Annotated in this window: 13 protein-coding genes; 2 read left to right on the top strand and 11 right to left on the bottom strand. The window is 57.2% G+C overall.

All coding sequences use genetic code 11. The features are described 5' to 3' along the window. Window positions 1-99 precede the first annotated feature (99 nt). From Q0V31_RS00065 to Q0V31_RS00055, 3 genes are read right to left on the bottom strand one after another with little or no spacing between them, the layout of a single operon-like run. Complete coding sequence (locus Q0V31_RS00065) at window positions 100-792, bottom strand: 16S rRNA pseudouridine(516) synthase (RefSeq protein WP_298182735.1); 693 nt, start codon at window positions 790-792, stop codon at window positions 100-102. A gap of 2 nt (window positions 793-794) precedes the next feature. Continuing rightward, window positions 795-1010 carry a cysteine-rich CWC family protein gene (locus tag Q0V31_RS00060; RefSeq protein WP_298182733.1) on the bottom strand — a complete coding sequence of 72 codons (216 nt, stop codon included), beginning with the start codon at window positions 1008-1010 and terminating at the stop codon, window positions 795-797. Continuing rightward, complete coding sequence (locus tag Q0V31_RS00055; protein WP_298182729.1) at window positions 1007-2479, bottom strand: sensor domain-containing diguanylate cyclase; 1473 nt, start codon at window positions 2477-2479, stop codon at window positions 1007-1009. The genes Q0V31_RS00060 and Q0V31_RS00055 overlap by 4 nt, the downstream gene beginning before the upstream one ends. 345 nt (window positions 2480-2824) lie before the next feature. Between Q0V31_RS00055 and Q0V31_RS00050 the strand changes: the two genes are divergently transcribed. Then, a complete protein-coding gene (locus tag Q0V31_RS00050) occupies window positions 2825-4156 on the top strand; it encodes a sigma-54 dependent transcriptional regulator (protein ID WP_298182726.1) in 1332 nt (443 codons plus the stop codon). Window positions 4157-4263: 107 nt separating this feature from the next. On the opposite strand, the gene Q0V31_RS00045 is transcribed toward Q0V31_RS00050, so the two are convergent. The 6 genes from Q0V31_RS00045 to Q0V31_RS00020 form a co-directional block, all read right to left on the bottom strand. Next, window positions 4264-5505, bottom strand: coding sequence for a hypothetical protein (locus tag Q0V31_RS00045; RefSeq protein WP_298182723.1), 1242 nt, complete (start codon window positions 5503-5505; stop codon window positions 4264-4266). A 144-nt stretch (window positions 5506-5649) separates the two neighbouring features. After that, entirely contained in the window at window positions 5650-6378 is a 729-nt protein-coding gene (locus Q0V31_RS00040) for a hypothetical protein (protein WP_298182720.1), read from the bottom strand. Window positions 6379-6417: 39 nt separating this feature from the next. After that, on the bottom strand, window positions 6418-7038 hold the full coding sequence (locus Q0V31_RS00035) for a C39 family peptidase (protein ID WP_298190824.1): 621 nt from the start codon (window positions 7036-7038) through the stop codon (window positions 6418-6420). Between the two features lie 157 nt (window positions 7039-7195). Beyond that, on the bottom strand, window positions 7196-8185 hold the full coding sequence (locus tag Q0V31_RS00030) for a hypothetical protein (protein ID WP_298182716.1): 990 nt from the start codon (window positions 8183-8185) through the stop codon (window positions 7196-7198). 42 nt (window positions 8186-8227) lie between these two features. Next, complete coding sequence (locus tag Q0V31_RS00025) at window positions 8228-8818, bottom strand: adhesin (RefSeq protein WP_298182713.1); 591 nt, start codon at window positions 8816-8818, stop codon at window positions 8228-8230. A 1-nt stretch (window position 8819) separates the two neighbouring features. Next, window positions 8820-9269, bottom strand: a complete 450-nt coding sequence (locus Q0V31_RS00020) for a hypothetical protein (RefSeq protein WP_298182710.1) — start codon at window positions 9267-9269, stop codon at window positions 8820-8822. 554 nt (window positions 9270-9823) lie between these two features. On the opposite strand from Q0V31_RS00020, the gene Q0V31_RS00015 reads away from it, so the two are divergent. Beyond that, window positions 9824-10276, top strand: coding sequence for a hypothetical protein (locus Q0V31_RS00015; protein WP_298182707.1), 453 nt, complete (start codon window positions 9824-9826; stop codon window positions 10274-10276). A 183-nt stretch (window positions 10277-10459) separates the two neighbouring features. On the opposite strand, the gene Q0V31_RS00010 is transcribed toward Q0V31_RS00015, so the two are convergent. Both Q0V31_RS00010 and Q0V31_RS00005 read right to left on the bottom strand, forming a co-directional pair. After that, the gene (locus Q0V31_RS00010; RefSeq protein WP_298182704.1) at window positions 10460-10798 is read right to left on the bottom strand and encodes a tryptophan synthase subunit beta; all 339 of its coding nucleotides are present in this window, start codon (window positions 10796-10798) and stop codon (window positions 10460-10462) included. Window positions 10799-10868: 70 nt separating this feature from the next. Further along, window positions 10869-14592, bottom strand: a 3724-nt coding sequence (locus Q0V31_RS00005; protein WP_298182701.1) for a VCBS domain-containing protein, incomplete at its 5' end; no start/stop codon positions are given.

Here is a 14592-nt window from a genome sequence, read left to right as displayed (position 1 = left end):
GTCACCTACAGACCTTATGGTTCGATTTAAGCAGCCGCCGGGTGCGCTGACAAGCGTTGATTTGCTTTTTATTTAATCTGCCGCACGACGGCAGATTGCTTAACAGCTGGCGATCTCGGCCGCGCTGAGTGCGCGGTACTGACCAGGTGCGAGCTGCGGGTCGAGTTCGATGGCGCCCATGCTCAAACGGTGCAGGCCGATGACCTTGTTCTGGAAGTGGCCAAACATGCGCTTGACCTGATGGTAGCGGCCTTCATGCAGGGTCAGCAGGGCGCTGTGGCTGCTGAGGATGACCAGCTCGGCGGGCAGGGTGGTGAGGTCTTCATAGGTGAAGTGCAGGCCACGGGCGAACACTTCGATGTAGGCCGGGCTAATTGGTTGTTCGGTTGTGACGCGGTAAACCTTGCCCAAGCGGCTGCGCGGTTCGGTGAGGCGGCGCGACCATTGGCCGTCGTTGGTGATCAGCAGCAGGCCGCTGGTGTTGAGGTCCAGCCTGCCAGCCAGGTGCAACTCGGCTTTGTCCGGCTCATCGAGTAGATCAAGTACCGTACGGTGTTCATCGTGCTCGGTGGCGCTGACCACCCCTGACGGTTTGTGCAACATGAAATAGCGCGCCGTTTTGCCGGCTTGCAGCAGCTCGCTTGCGAGCTCGATGCGGCTGAACTGGCTGACTTCGCGCAGGCCATCGCACACCTCTGCGCCGTCTACCCGTACTTGGCCGCTGGCTAACAGTTGGCGTGCGGCTTGGCGGTTGAGGTGGGGTTGGTTGCTGAGAAAACGGTCGAGGCGCATGGCTAGTCAGCTGCGGGGGATGATTCTGGCGGCAAGCCTTGTGCGCAGCGCGGGCACAGGCAACTGCGGTTGCGCTGCTCAGGTGGCACGTTGGCCAGTTGCTGGGCATCAACGGTTACCGCAAAACACCAGCACTGGGTCACGGGTGATGCGCTGCTGGCCTGGGCGCATTGGTTGAGCTGCCCACAGCAGGGGCAGCGGTTGGGTGCATCACTCATGCGCTTTCTTCACACAGGCGGTTACGCCCGCTCTGTTTGGCCCGGTACAGCGCGCGGTCGGCGCGGGCAATAAGTTGTTCCAGCGATTCATCCGCATGCAGTTGCGTCAGGCCAATACTGGTGGTGACGTGCAACTGCACGCCGTTGAAGTTGATGCTGCTTTGCTCGGTTCTCTGGCGGATTTTCTCGCCCAGTTCGCGGGCTTGCTCGGGCGTGGTGTCTTTGAGCAGCAGGATAAATTCCTCCCCGCCCCAGCGGCAGATGATGTCGGCCAGGCGCACGCTATTGCGCAGCTGCCCGGCAAAATGGCGCAGCATTTCATCGCCGGCCATGTGGCCGTGGCTGTCGTTGAGTTGTTTGAAGTTATCCAGGTCGAGCATCAGGGCGCAGAGCGTGCCCTGGTTGCGCCGCGCTTCCTGCACCGCCTGGCTGGCCAGCATGTCGAAGCCACGGCGGTTGGGCAGTTCGGTTAGCAGGTCGGTGGTGGCCAGGGCACTGATACGACGCTGGTAGCGGCGAAGCGCCAGGCTGACCAGGGTGATGATGATTGTGGAAACCACCAGGCAGATCAGCAAATTGAGGTACAGCGATTTACGAATGCCGGCGATGGCACCGTCTTCGCGTGTATCAACAAACAGATACCAGTTCAGTTCAGGGATAAAGCGCACGTTAAGAAAGTGCTCGCGGCCTTGTTCGCGGTATTCGAAGTTGCCGCTTTGCGGTTGCGGCAGCTTAACCATCAATGCTTCTAGGCCGGGGATTGCGTTGAGCGCCTGGCCAACGCGCGCGCCCATTGGCCCACCGCTGGCACCGGTGAGGACCAAACGCCCCTCGGTGTCGACAAAGTACACGCTGCGGTTATAGCGCTGCTGGTAGGTGTCGATCAGTTTGACCACCGAATCCACGGTCAGGCCTACGCCAGTGGCCCCAATAAAGCGCTGCTCGTAATCAAACACCTTGTAGTTGATAAACACGGTCATGCGGTCGTCGTTGGCCAAGTCGACGTCGACATTAATCTCGTAAGGCGTTTGCATGTCGCGTACGCGGAAATACCAGTCGTCGCGCGGCTCGGCTTCTTTAACCTGTTTAAGAACGCCTTTGGCCTGGTAGTAGGTGTGGGTTTTTTCGGAGACAAAGAAGCTGGTGACGGTGGCGTAATGCTCCTGCACTTCGCGCAGGTAGCGGGTGATTTGTTTGGCATCTTGCTCGCCGCCGAGTACCCAGTCGCGCATGTAGGTGTCGCGGGACATCATCGATGAAATCAGGATGGGCCTGACCAGATCCTTCTGGATTTCCGAGTAGACGTTATCCGAGGTCAGTGGCAGTTCGGTGTTGATGATCCCCGCCCGAATTGAATCGAGGGCCGCGTAGTAGCTGACTAAGGAGGTGGCGAGAAAGCCACTGCCAAGCAGAACCAGCAGCAGCACGATCAAGGACCATTGGCGGCTCAGAGGGGATGAACTAGGCATGCAAGACTCTGCTAGTTAAATAATCACCACAGTGTACCGCCCGTTCTCGGTCATTGTTGCGGCAACATCGGTTTTGGCTGATCTAGGCGCAGGTATGGCGTTTGCTGCGCTTGCTCGTGACTGCCTGGGAGGCGCTAGACAGAGCGCTTCCTCGCTTAGTCGGCTGTTTTCAGTACGCTGAAATGCTTCGAGTAAGTGAGATTATTTGCCATTTGAAAAAATGGCCAGCGCAATAAGCTCTTGAGTCGCTAATGCCAATCGTTCCGTCATGGGTGTCAATTTATTGCTACTTTCAATGTGTTGCTCTAGGTGCCGGCTTTTTTTTGACTATCAAGTGAGGATGTCATGCACCCAGTTGAAATTGAACCTCGCCGACTGTTAGTGATTGAGCCGTGTGAGGAGTGTCGAGGTCTGTTCCCGCGTTTGCGTGCGTCAGGCTGGCTGGTCGAGGCGCGCTCATTAAGCGATGCCGGTTCGCATCCATGCCAGGTGGGCATGCTTTGTTTTCACTCAGGATTACTTTCACGCCTGGACGAGATCAAGGCAGTGATTGCGGGCAATGTGGCCGAGTGGGTGGCGTTGGTCAGTGCCAAAGATATGTCCAAAAACAAGTTATGCGACTTTATCAGTGAGTGGTTTTTTGATTTTCATACGATGCCGGTTGATCTGGAGCGGATGCTCGTCACCCTTGGGCGTGCCTGTGGCATGGCTCATCTTCGCGAGAAAAGTGACAAGTTCCTCGCTGACGAGAATCATGAGTTACTCGGCAAAAGTGTATCGATGCGTAGCTTGCGCAAGCTGATGGAAAAGCTCGGGCCGACTGATTCACCGGTGCTGATCCGGGGGGAAAGCGGCACTGGCAAAGAGTTGGTGGCCCGCACTCTGCACCAGATGTCTGCACGCGCCAAGATGCCCTCAGTGGCGATCAACTGTGGTGCAATCCCGGAAAACCTTATTCAGTCGGAGCTCTTCGGTCACGAAAAGGGCGCATTTACCGGTGCCCACCAGCGCAAGATTGGGCGCATCGAATCTGCCGATGGTGGCACGCTATTCCTTGATGAGGTCGGTGATCTACCAATGGAGATGCAAGCCAATTTGCTGCGTTTTCTGCAAGAAATGACCATTGAACGGGTGGGCGGGTCACGTTCGATTTCGGTCAATGTGCGGGTGATCGCAGCGACCCACATCAATCTGGAAGAGGCAGTTACCAACGGCAGGTTCCGCGAAGACCTCTATTACCGTTTGAACGTGTTGCAGGTGCAAGTGCCACCCTTACGCGAGCGCATGCTTGATGTGCCACTCCTAGCCAGTCATTTTACCAACCTGTTCAGTGTCGAGACCGGCCGCCGTCCACGGCGCTTCAGTCATGCTGCATTGCTGGCCATGGCTTCGCACCACTGGCCGGGCAATGTGCGCGAGCTGGCCAACAGGGTGAGGCGTGGGTTGGTCATCGCCGAGGGGAAACAGATCGAAGCCGAAGATATCGGCCTTGATCGAGCCATCAAGCAGCCACCGTTACTCGGTACCCTTGAAGACTACAAGCTGCGAGCCGAGCGTCAGGCCGTTGGTGATGCGCTCATGCAGTACTCGCAGAACCTCAGTCAGGCGGCACGTGCACTGGGTATCTCCAGACCTACCCTGTACCGCCTGTTGCATAAGCATCAATTAAAGGAATAAGAAGCACTGGCCCTTATACGTCATGCCAGCCAAGATTTTTAGATAGGTAAAGCCCCCGCTGTGCGGGGGCTAAGATTTGATGGATACAGAAATACCTAAGGCGTTCGCTAGAAGTAGTAGGGGAATTTGATACTGAAGCTGAAGTCCGGGGCATCGGGGGTCAGGCCAATCGACAGGTTTGGCACGATGCTCATATTGGCTGTGGGTGCGAAGGTCATGCCGACGTTGAAGTAGGCCGCGTTGTAGTTGCTGTTATCCACTGATTGCCAGTCGCCACCGTCAGGTTTGATCCGGCTTTTCTGCGAGATCAGCTCGGAAAACGACATAGCCAGACTCATCTTCTCGTTTAGCGCGAAGGCCACGCCCAAGCCGAAACTTAAGGTATTCCCCAGGTTCACTTTGCCTGGCACTTTGACACCCTGCTGGGCGCTGATGTCGTCGAAGCTGCCTTCAAAGTTGTAGGTGTAGCCGATATTGCCGAAGACGATGGCCGGGTCGTAGGTTTTTACCAGCGAGATGCCCGTGGTTACGCCCCACACACCGTTGCCGGTCGGCAGGTCTTCAGGAACGAACAAGTTGTCGTTACCTGATGTCTCCACCAGCTTGATGCCATAGGGGTCTTTGCCGGTTGGGGCGCGCACATCCACGCTGAACACGCCGTCGGGTATGCCATCCGCCTCGTCGAGGAACTTGTAGGCCACACCAAAGGTGAGGTCACCAATGCGTGGGTCGCCGGTAACGGTTTCTTCGCTAAAGGTGGCCGTCGAACCGCCAGCACCCGCCGATGAGTAGGTCGACTCGCGGTAGTTGATCGGCATATTCATGCTGTACTGCCAGCGCCCCCTGTTGTAACGCCCGGTCACATCCAGGGTGTAGCTGTCTGAGTTGATCTCATCGATATTGATATTGCCGAGAAAGATCGAGTCCAGCGCCAGAAAGCCGTTGAGGGCCAACTGATTAGAGTTGTAGTGGGTGTAGGTGAGGCCAGTTTCTAAACTGAAGGCCCCGGCACCATAGAAGCCGCTGGCTTGCTGGTAAACGTCTTCAACGCTTTCTGCGGGCTTGGAGTCTTCTTTGAGTGAGGAGCCGTAAGAAGACGGCGACCCTCCTACAGTCCGACCGGACTGGACAAGGCTGCGTTGTGGCGCTGCTGCTTGTTGGCCGCGTGCTTCCACCGCACGAAACCGTTGCTCGAGTACCATCAGCGCGTTCTGCTGCGCCTCATAGCGCTTTTGCAGAGCCTGAATTTCTTGACGTAGGGCTTGGACTTCGGCGGTGTCCACGGCTGCGTTGGCGATGTCAATGGCAGCAACTAAGGGCAATATCAACAGGTAAGCGGGTAGGCGCATAAGAGTATCTCCCTATCATTTCTGATTGTTATTTGACCAGCCTAGACGCACTTCCCAGGCTGCGCCTAAAACATCGGTTTAACGATGGGGCTTGCAGGCGTAAGCATGCGCGCGCCTGCAAGCATACTGCGGTCACATCAGCCTTTAATATCCCGCGCGTGGGGTGACGCCTAACTGGGTCAGGTTGCAGTAGACCCGCTGCTGCGCCGTTGGATTTTCTTGCATGGCTACGGTCAGTGAGGTGAGGTTGCGCACCTGATTAAAGGTGCCGCCGATATTGGCCTGCTGGTTTAGCCCGCCACGACCGATTGAGTTGCTGGCTCCACCTTGGCCCTGACTGGCTTGCAACTGCATCTGCAGGCCACCATTGGCGGAAGAGACCTGTACCGTCCCGGCTTCGTTGCTGTATTGCTGGTTGCCACCCCAGCTTTGCCCCGTAGTCGAGATCGGCTGCCCTGGGCTGCGGGTGATATTGACGTCCACATAGTTCTCGCCATTGTTGTAGTCGCCGGCCGTACGCACGCTCTGGGATATGCCCTGCACGTTGTTAAGGCCTTGGCCTCCGATGACTTGGCCCTGGCCTTGGCCGGGCAGGTTGCCATTGCCTGCTGTATCGAGCGGGGTGACGCTCAGATTGGCCGACAGGTTATTCACTGTCAGATTGACCTGGGCGCCAATGGTTGCGCCGCTGCTGTTGCGCCATGAGGTCGACATGGTCACGCCAAAGTGCACGATGCCTTCGGGCAATATGTAGCGACCGCGCAGGGTAGACATCTCTGCGTCAGTGATTTCGATAGGTTGAAACAGGCTCGATGCGCCAACCGGCATCGCCGGTAGCAGCAGGCTGGCAAGCATCCATGTTTTGAGTTTCATTGCAGTCTCCCGGGGCATCCTGCCCACGCGCACTGTGTGCTAGAAAAAATCACTCTGAATGAATCCGAACTCCATCAGCTCGGCATCGTTGACCAGTTTGTAGCCGGGTAAACGGTTCCTGGCGGTCAATGGCTCAGGTGGGTCAAGCAGTGTGTTGTTGCGGTCATAGCCGGGGCCGATCAGGGCAAATGCAATGCCGTTCCAGCCCTTGGCGAATTCTTCCAGGCTCATTTTCTTGTGGCCGAGCACTGGGTCGCCGACGTACACCGAGTCATCGGATGTACGCTGCATCACCACGAAATGTTTGTAGCCTCGTACTTCGATCAGCACGATCACCGGGATGCTGATGCTTTTGAGTTGACTGCTGTCGATACGGTAACCGCGGGCGCGCATGCCCAAGCTGGTCGCGTAGTTCTTCATGTCGAGCATGGAGAAGCCCTTGCTGCGTACCTGCTCTTCGTCGGCCACTGCTAGCATGCCGTGGATCACATCTTCCTCACTCAAATCCCAGCCATAGGCTTGGTTAAGAATGGTCGCTACGGAGGCTGCGCCGCAGCTGAAATCGGTTTTTTGCTCCACCAGATCACTGAAGCGTCGCTCACGTATGCTTTGCACCGGCTTGAACACCACCCCACCGCCTGGCAATACCGCGAGCGGCATGTTTTGCGCGGCTGTTGCCGGCTGCAGATAAAATCCGCAGAGGGCAGAGCAGAGCATTAGGGTCGGTACAAAACGGAACATGGGGTTCAGTACTCCGGTTTTGAAGCACCAGTGAAAAAGCGCGGAGCCCTTGTTGGCACCCCGCGCTACCCGTTACTTACTCGCCACTAGCCGCGCAAGCAGTACAGCCAACGGCCACGGCCAGCGAATTGCTCTGCTGGTTGCCGCCACCGGCTGACACGTTAACGCCAACGTTACCGCTGGCACCGTTCAGCGAGCCGCTGATGCTGGCAGTGTTGGTCACAGGGCTAAGAAAGCCGGCAACGACCGGGATAGAGCCGGTAACCGAGCCCGCCAGGCCGAGAGTTCCTGCCTCGTTGAAGGCCAGGGCGCCACCATCACCATTCAGATCGGAGCCGCCCTGGGTGGCAGTATCCAAGTCAAAGTGTCCGTCTGCGCGGCCATTTGGGTGAGAAGAACCAGTCCAGATATCCGGATAAACATTGCCGATCTGGTCAGACTGCCCGGAGTAGCTGCCTTGAGCATTCATGCTGAGGCTAACAGCCACTGAGCCGTAGTCCAGGGTGGCATTGTTCTTGGTGACGTTGTTTTTGGACACTTGGCTGACATTCACGCCAGCATTCGCCGCATAAGCAGTTTCCGACACGCCAATGGCCATGTCATTTTTCTGCTGGTTGTAGTTGCCCGCTGCGATGTTGATACCCACGTTACCGCTGGCGTTGTTGGCCGAATCGGTCAGCGACGCAGTGTTAGGCACGCTGAAATTGCGCAGCGTGTTGTTGCGCGCAGTTTGATCCACATCGATATTGGCGCTGGCTGCAGCACCGAATACCCAGTGAGCATCTGCAACGGCAATTGCACCGGCGTTGGCTTGCTGGTTGTTGTCACCGGCTGCCACGTTGACGCCGACGTTACCCGAAGCGCCGCCGAGTGAGCCGGACACACTTGCGTCGTTCACGGTGCCTTCGTTGCGCACCAAGTTGTCATGGTTATTTTGGCTGTCGACAATGCTGGCGTTACCGCCTTTTTCAGGGCCATAGTTATTATTACGGTCAGCATAAACGCCTGCGGACAGGACGGCAGCCAGTGCAAATACCAGCGGCTTGAGCATGAATTGAGTTTTCATTGTTGTTTCTCCCTTCGCGGTTATGTTGGCGGATACGCGGAGTCATTCCGTGATCCGTATGCCGAGGCTATTGATACTGCGATTGCCTATACCGGCACTCTGGTTCAACTGCACCACACCACGGCTGTTACCAAATGCGCTGTCGTCTACCGAGACAATGCGCTCTCCGCTTTGCGGTTCTGCTGCACCCGAGATACTTGACGGCCTGACGCTTTGTTGCGCCAGAGCACTGTCATCCAGACCCTGCGGGAGGCCACTGACGATCCGCATGGCATTGATTTGTTGGTTGCCGCTGCCGGCCCCCTGGTTAATACCCACAACCCCCCGGCTGTTGGAGAAGGAGCTGCCGTCGATGCTGGCGCGGGCTTTAACTCCGGCTGGGTTGACGGGGTGATTGTCGGCACCCTGCTGAACGGTGATGGTTGCCGACGCTTGCGCACTGGCACCGCTGCCTATGGCTATTGCGCGGGCATTGACCTGCTGCTGGCCGTCGCCGCTGGCCTGGTTAAGCATCAATACACCTTGGTGGCTCTGGCCGCTTTGATTGATGCTGGTGGTGGCCTGCATGACTGTGTCGGCCAGCACTATCTGGCTGCACAGGACGCTTGCGAGAAGTAGGCTTAGCTGGCGCATGTCATTGTCCCAGGCCCATTTTTTGTAACGGGCGTAATCCGGTTTGTATGGCGCCGTTGACCCGACCGCTGACACCGCCGGTTGCGCTACCAGCGCTTTCGCCGCCTATGGCAGCACCGAGCCCTGACATGCCATTGCCGCCTGACTGAGCCATACTGTTGGTGGCGGAGAGGCTGTTGGTCTGTCTCGTCAATGCACTATTGGATATCGACAGGCCTGTGTTGACATGGGCAAAGTCGCTGTCATCAAGCTCACTGCCGGCGTTGCGTGGCAGGCCCGCTTGGACAGTCAGGGGGCGGGGGTCAGGGGCCAGTTCTTGGCGAGTGGCTGCACGCGGTTGAACCTCGCGAGTGAGAACGATCAAACCGTTATCTGCGTGTACTGGGTTGCTCAGCAACACCGCCAGTGTGGTGCCGAGTAGCCAAGTGATTTTTCCAGAGTGCTTGTTCATTCTTATGTCCCTCTGCGAAGTGCTTTACTCATCGCAGGGAACATGCCATTAATTTAATTTCCATTAATATCAATTAGATAGTTGCTTCTTTAACTTGCTTAATAGCGCATGTGTAAAGCGGGTGACATTTCGGTTTTAGGTCGGAGTCCTTTTAAAACATAGGGTTATCGGCGAATGCCGTTGTTACATGTAATATTCAGCTTGCAATGTGTTTCACGCCTGAAACAGGTGCTGGCTAAAATATCGGCTGGGCTGTTGGATGAAGTGCTGTTCGCTGTGATGTCTGGGCATCAGATAACGCTGACTTGGCGTGGCCTTCAGGAGTACTCGAGTTATTTGAGTGTGTTGTTTGTCACGGTGTAACGGCGGACTGGCTTCAGGGGTATTACCGAACCGTTCAGGGCTATAGACACAAAATGAGTGCAGAGCGCAATTGGTCGGATACTCGCGACCCATCAGCGCACTAAAGCGCCTGTGCCGCTGTCAGATTGATTGGGAGCAATCCTTGGTAGCGACAACGGTCGCTGTCGTACCTGCGGTCGAAGGAGGCTGCTATGTCTTATAGAGCCATGCTCGTGGCGTTGTTGTTGGCATCTTTAAGCGGTTGTGCGGTCTACGGTGGCGGCAGTGATTACGGCCATCGCGGTTATGAGCGCGGGCATTCAAACACCTATTACCAAGTGCAACGCTACCCGGTTTACGTGGTGCCGCAGCCGCAGCGTTACAGGGACTACCGCCATGACGGGAGGCATTACGAGGATCATCGTCATCCGCCGCGGCACTATGCTCCGCCCCAGCAGCGGCGCCATCACCAGGCGCATCGGTACCAGAAACAGCATGATTACCGCGTAACGCAACCGCACGCTGGCTGGGATGGCAGTCATGGTCGCGACTATTCGCGCAGCCATAAACAGTCACGCCAACAGCGCCACGATGCGCAGCGTGATGAAGACCATCGCAGGGATGATCGGCGCGATGAAAAGCGCGGCTGGGAGCAGCACCGCTGATCGCCGAACGGCTGGAGAGGAAAGGGAAGTGCAGGCACTGCACGCCAAGAGCATCAACGGCGTGTGGGGCCACTGTTTAGCGAGCCAAGACCGTGCTGCTAACCGTCACTATCTCTGTAAGAGCGGGCTTACCGCGAATTTTTGTTGCGGTGAACAGTAAAGGCTTTGCGCTGCTGGCCTGGGTCAGATCAATTCTGACTCATCGTCATTAATCAACCGATGCAAGCCGCCCAGTGCGTCCCGCGCTTTGCTACGGCCGACCAGCTTGCTTTGCGCCGCTTCTGGCAGGTCGGTGATGCGCACCACACCCTTGCGGATTAGCACGGTAATCAAATCTTCCAGTACCCGGATCATGTCCAGGTCACTCTGCTCCAGTTTAAGCAGACTGCTTTCGGCTATTTGGTTGGCATACCACGCCTGAGCTTCCTGGCTGTCCGCCAGTAACTCGCCATCCATGCCTTCGAAAGGCGCTGCCTCCACCTGCTGCAAATTGCCCCAAGTATCCCGCTTCACATACAACATCAACCGCTCCTTGCCTCACGCCGTACTCAATAAATAACCCCGCTGCCTTATGGTAGCGGGGTTATGGCCATCAGCTGTGATCGACTTTGATAATCGGATCTGCGCCGGCGATCAGTGAGTTAACGATATCCGACGAGGTCGAGCCGTAGCTCGACAGGTCGACCCGGTTGCCGTTGTCTTCCAGCTTGATGGTGACGTCGGCGTTGCTGCCGCTTGCATTGAGGTTGCCGGTGCTGCTGATCTGTAGAGTCGAGGTCAGAGTGTCTACTCGCAGGTAGTTGAGAATGTTGCCATCGTTCTCGCCTTGCAGCAGGTCATGCAGGTCAATACGGTCACCTTCACTAACCTTGAAGTCGGTAATCCTGTCACTACCAGTATCACCGCTCTTCCAGACGAACTTGTCGGCACCGATACCGCCGGTAAGCGTGTCGTTACCAGGGCCACCGAAAATAATATCGTTGCCAGCACCACCGATGAGGGTGTCGTTCCCTGCTTTACCGATTAGCACATCGTTGCCTGCGCCGCCGTTCAGGTTGTCATCGGCTGAGCTGCCTTCCAGCCAATCATCGCCGCCTGTGCCTACAGCCTTATCCACTTTGACGCTAGTGACCGCAGTGGCACTGCTTCCCCCAACAGACTCAGTGGCGGTTACACGCGCCATGATTGTGTTTATCTGAGCATCGCTCAGGGCCGATTGGGAAGTCATCGTGATGGTATGGCCGGAAATGACTGTTGCTGCGCCACCGACAACGCTAATCGCGGTATTGGCGGTGGTGTCGGTCAAGGTCACGCCGCTTGGAATCCCCGTCAGGTTGATGTTGGATAAGGTTTCGCTGCCATCCCTATCACTCAAGTACGCCTCGGTATTCAGGGTGTAGCGGTATTCGCCGCCGGTGACCGACAAGTTATCGAAGCGAACAGCTGAATCGTTATCGAAGGTATAAAATCCGAATTCTTTCAATGCTGGTGCTGTTGCAGTTCCGGCATAGTTGTAATTGAGAGTGGTGGTCGTATTGTCTGTCAGGTCTCTTGCAGTCACTTTGATGCCAGTGCTGCTCACATCTATATTCAGATTAAACCAGTCGTCACCATTAAAGCTGGCTGTGGCTAGGTCAATTGCAGTTCCGTTGACGATTTGCACCAAGGATAACTGCTGGTACTGACCGGGATAGGATTTGTATAGACCCCCGTTAGGAGCGTATTGGGGGCTCGGATTTTCCCAGCGTGCAATAAAGTAGTTGTTGTCGTCAGCGTAGCCAAAGACGACGCCGATACCGTTAGCCTGGGAAGAGTCAGCATCTGCGTACAAGTCACTGGATATGACATAGCGCGTTTGTGCTTTTTCCGCAGCGGTTAGATCGGCACCGGTGTATTGCAAAAAACCCTGTGCGTCATCGGATCCTGCGCTTCCAGTCCGATTATATACTGCATAACTTCCGCTGCTAGTGTTTACACCACCTGTGGCATTGGGTGAAACCTCCCAACGACTGGCAAAGGCGGCGTCTTGTTGGGCTTCTGAAGAGTTTGATCCTCCTGTTTGTCCTCTCCAGGCAACACTGTTGAAAAGTGCCTGCTCGCTAGATCCTTTACTTGGACCCCCTGAGACCTCGGCAAAGGTGTTACCCCTTAGTGCATTGGCGGTCCAATTAGCTAAGTTTCCGCTATTGAAGTTAGCCTGCACGCTTTCTATATGACTCCAACCTACGCTAGCGACATGAGCGAGAACAGTCGGCATATCCGCTACTGGCGTGACATTGATAGTGACTGTGTCGATGTCATTGGCAACACCGTCGCTGGTGCGCATCGTCAGTTGAGCTGCGCCGCTGTAATCGCCAGTTGGCTTGTAGGTCAAACCGTTCAGAGCACCGTTGATAGCCGCAGCTGTACCGCTGATGGTGACACTGGCACTGCCATTATTACTGATGCTAGCGCCGGCAAATGCAACCGCAGACAGCACCCCGTTAGTTACCGCAACAGTAGTGGTGAGGGTGCTGCTGTCGACATCACTGACCGAAAGAGCATTGCCTGTAGCGCTGCTGAAAACACGGATGGTGTCTTCGCTGGTGTGCTGTACACCCGGGGTTACGTTAACCGGAGCATCGTTGGTGCCATTGATGGTGACGGTCAGGGTCGCGGTGCTGGTGTCGCCATCACCGTCGGTGAGGGTGTAGGTGAAGCTGTCAGTCAGCGACTGGCCGGTCTTCAGCGCATTGACCGCGGCGTTGCCGTTGTTCAGGGCGTAGCTGTAGCTGCCGTCACTGTTGAGGGTCAGGGTGCCGTAGGCCGTCACGTTGGTGAACACGCCGGCGGTGACTGGGGTGGCGTTGGCATCGGCGCCGACGCTGTCGTTGCTCAGCACGTTACCGGTCACGGTGTTAGGCGTGGCGTCTTCGGTGATCGACGCGGTGTCGGCGTTGGCCTTAGGCGTGTCGTCGACGATACGAATACCCAGCGTGCCACTGTTGGTACCACCGCCCAGGTCGGTGACGGTCAGCGCAACGGCGTCCAGGCTTTCTGCCAGGCCGGTCTGAGTCAGGGCGGCCTTGAGGGTGTAGCTGTAGCTCAGCGCGCCGGTAGCGGCATTGAAACCGTTGAGCAGCAGAGTGCCTTCGCCGGTGTCGATGCTGGTGGTGTTGGTTGTGCTCAGTGCCGCCAACTGTGCGGCGCTCAGGATGGTGCCACCGATGTTCACCGAAGCCAGACCATCTGGCGCGGTGACGGTGATGGTGCCGGTGGTGGTTTCGCTGGTGTCAGTGGTGCTGGTCAGGCCCGCCTCATTCACGGTGGCCTGGCCGGCGGCAGCGCCATTGCCATCCTCAGGGGTGATGGTCGGTGGGCCGTCGGTGCGGCCATTGATGGTGACGGTCAGGGTCGCGGTGCTGGTGTCGCCGTCACCATCGGTAAGGGTGTAGGTGAAGCTGTCAGTCAGCGACTGGCCGGTCTTCAACGCGTTGACCGCAGTGTTGCCGTTGTTCAGGGCGTAGCTGTAGCTGCCGTCACTGTTGAGGGTCAGGGTGCCGTAGGCCGTCACGTTGGTGAACACGCCGGCGGTGACTGGGGTGGCGTTGGCATCGGCGCCGACGCTGTCGTTGCTCAGCACGTTACCGGTCACGGTGTTAGGCGTGGCGTCTTCGGTGATCGACGCGGTGTCGGCGTTGGCCTTAGGCGTGTCGTCGACGATACGAATACCCAGCGTGCCACTGTTGGTACCACCGCCCAGGTCGGTGACGGTCAGCGCAACGGCGTCCAGGCTTTCTGCCAGGCCGGTCTGAGTCAGGGCGGCCTTGAGGGTGTAGCTGTAGCTCAGCGCGCCGGTAGCGGCATTGAAACCGTTGAGCAGCAGAGTGCCTTCGCCGGTGTCGATGCTGGTGGTGTTGGTTGTGCTCAGTGCCGCCAACTGTGCGGCGCTCAGGATGGTGCCACCGATGTTCACCGAAGCCAGACCATCTGGCGCGGTGACGGTGATGGTGCCGGTGGTGGTTTCGCTGGTGTCAGTGGTGCTGGTCAGGCCCGCCTCATTCACGGTGGCCTGGCCGGCGGCAGCGCCATTGCCATCCTCAGGGGTGATGGTCGGTGGGCCGTCGGTGCGGCCATTGATGGTGACGGTCAGGGTCGCGGTGCTGGTGTCGCCGTCACCATCGGTAAGGGTGTAGGTGAAGCTGTCAGTCAGCGACTGGCCGGTCTTCAACGCGTTGACCGCAGTGTTGCCGTTGTTCAGGGCGTAGCTGTAGCTGCCGTTGCTGTTGAGGGTCAGGGTGCCGTAGCTGAGGGCCACGTTGGCGGCGGTGACCGGT

Origin of the sequence: uncultured Pseudomonas sp., assembly GCF_943846705.1 — a bacterium.
GTDB lineage: Bacteria > Pseudomonadota > Gammaproteobacteria > Pseudomonadales > Pseudomonadaceae > Aquipseudomonas.
The sequence above is the reverse complement of the archived record's forward strand: the minus strand, read 5'-3'. Positions and strand labels throughout refer to the sequence as shown.

Excerpts from the sequence above, each read along its gene's own strand:
- Q0V31_RS00065 (WP_298182735.1), bottom strand. The coding sequence starts at position 792 with ATGCGCCTCGACCGTTTTCTCAGCAACCAACCCCACCTCAACCGCCAA.
- Q0V31_RS00060 (WP_298182733.1), bottom strand. The coding sequence starts at position 1,010 with ATGAGTGATGCACCCAACCGCTGCCCCTGCTGTGGGCAGCTCAACCAA.
- Q0V31_RS00055 (WP_298182729.1), bottom strand. The coding sequence starts at position 2,479 with ATGCCTAGTTCATCCCCTCTGAGCCGCCAATGGTCCTTGATCGTGCTG.
- Q0V31_RS00050 (WP_298182726.1), top strand. The coding sequence starts at position 2,825 with ATGCACCCAGTTGAAATTGAACCTCGCCGACTGTTAGTGATTGAGCCG.
- Q0V31_RS00045 (WP_298182723.1), bottom strand. The coding sequence starts at position 5,505 with ATGCGCCTACCCGCTTACCTGTTGATATTGCCCTTAGTTGCTGCCATT.
- Q0V31_RS00040 (WP_298182720.1), bottom strand. The coding sequence starts at position 6,378 with ATGAAACTCAAAACATGGATGCTTGCCAGCCTGCTGCTACCGGCGATG.
- Q0V31_RS00035 (WP_298190824.1), bottom strand. The coding sequence starts at position 7,038 with ATGCCGCTCGCGGTATTGCCAGGCGGTGGGGTGGTGTTCAAGCCGGTG.
- Q0V31_RS00030 (WP_298182716.1), bottom strand. The coding sequence starts at position 8,185 with ATGAAAACTCAATTCATGCTCAAGCCGCTGGTATTTGCACTGGCTGCC.
- Q0V31_RS00025 (WP_298182713.1), bottom strand. The coding sequence starts at position 8,818 with ATGCGCCAGCTAAGCCTACTTCTCGCAAGCGTCCTGTGCAGCCAGATA.
- Q0V31_RS00020 (WP_298182710.1), bottom strand. The coding sequence starts at position 9,269 with ATGAACAAGCACTCTGGAAAAATCACTTGGCTACTCGGCACCACACTG.
- Q0V31_RS00015 (WP_298182707.1), top strand. The coding sequence starts at position 9,824 with ATGTCTTATAGAGCCATGCTCGTGGCGTTGTTGTTGGCATCTTTAAGC.
- Q0V31_RS00010 (WP_298182704.1), bottom strand. The coding sequence starts at position 10,798 with ATGTTGTATGTGAAGCGGGATACTTGGGGCAATTTGCAGCAGGTGGAG.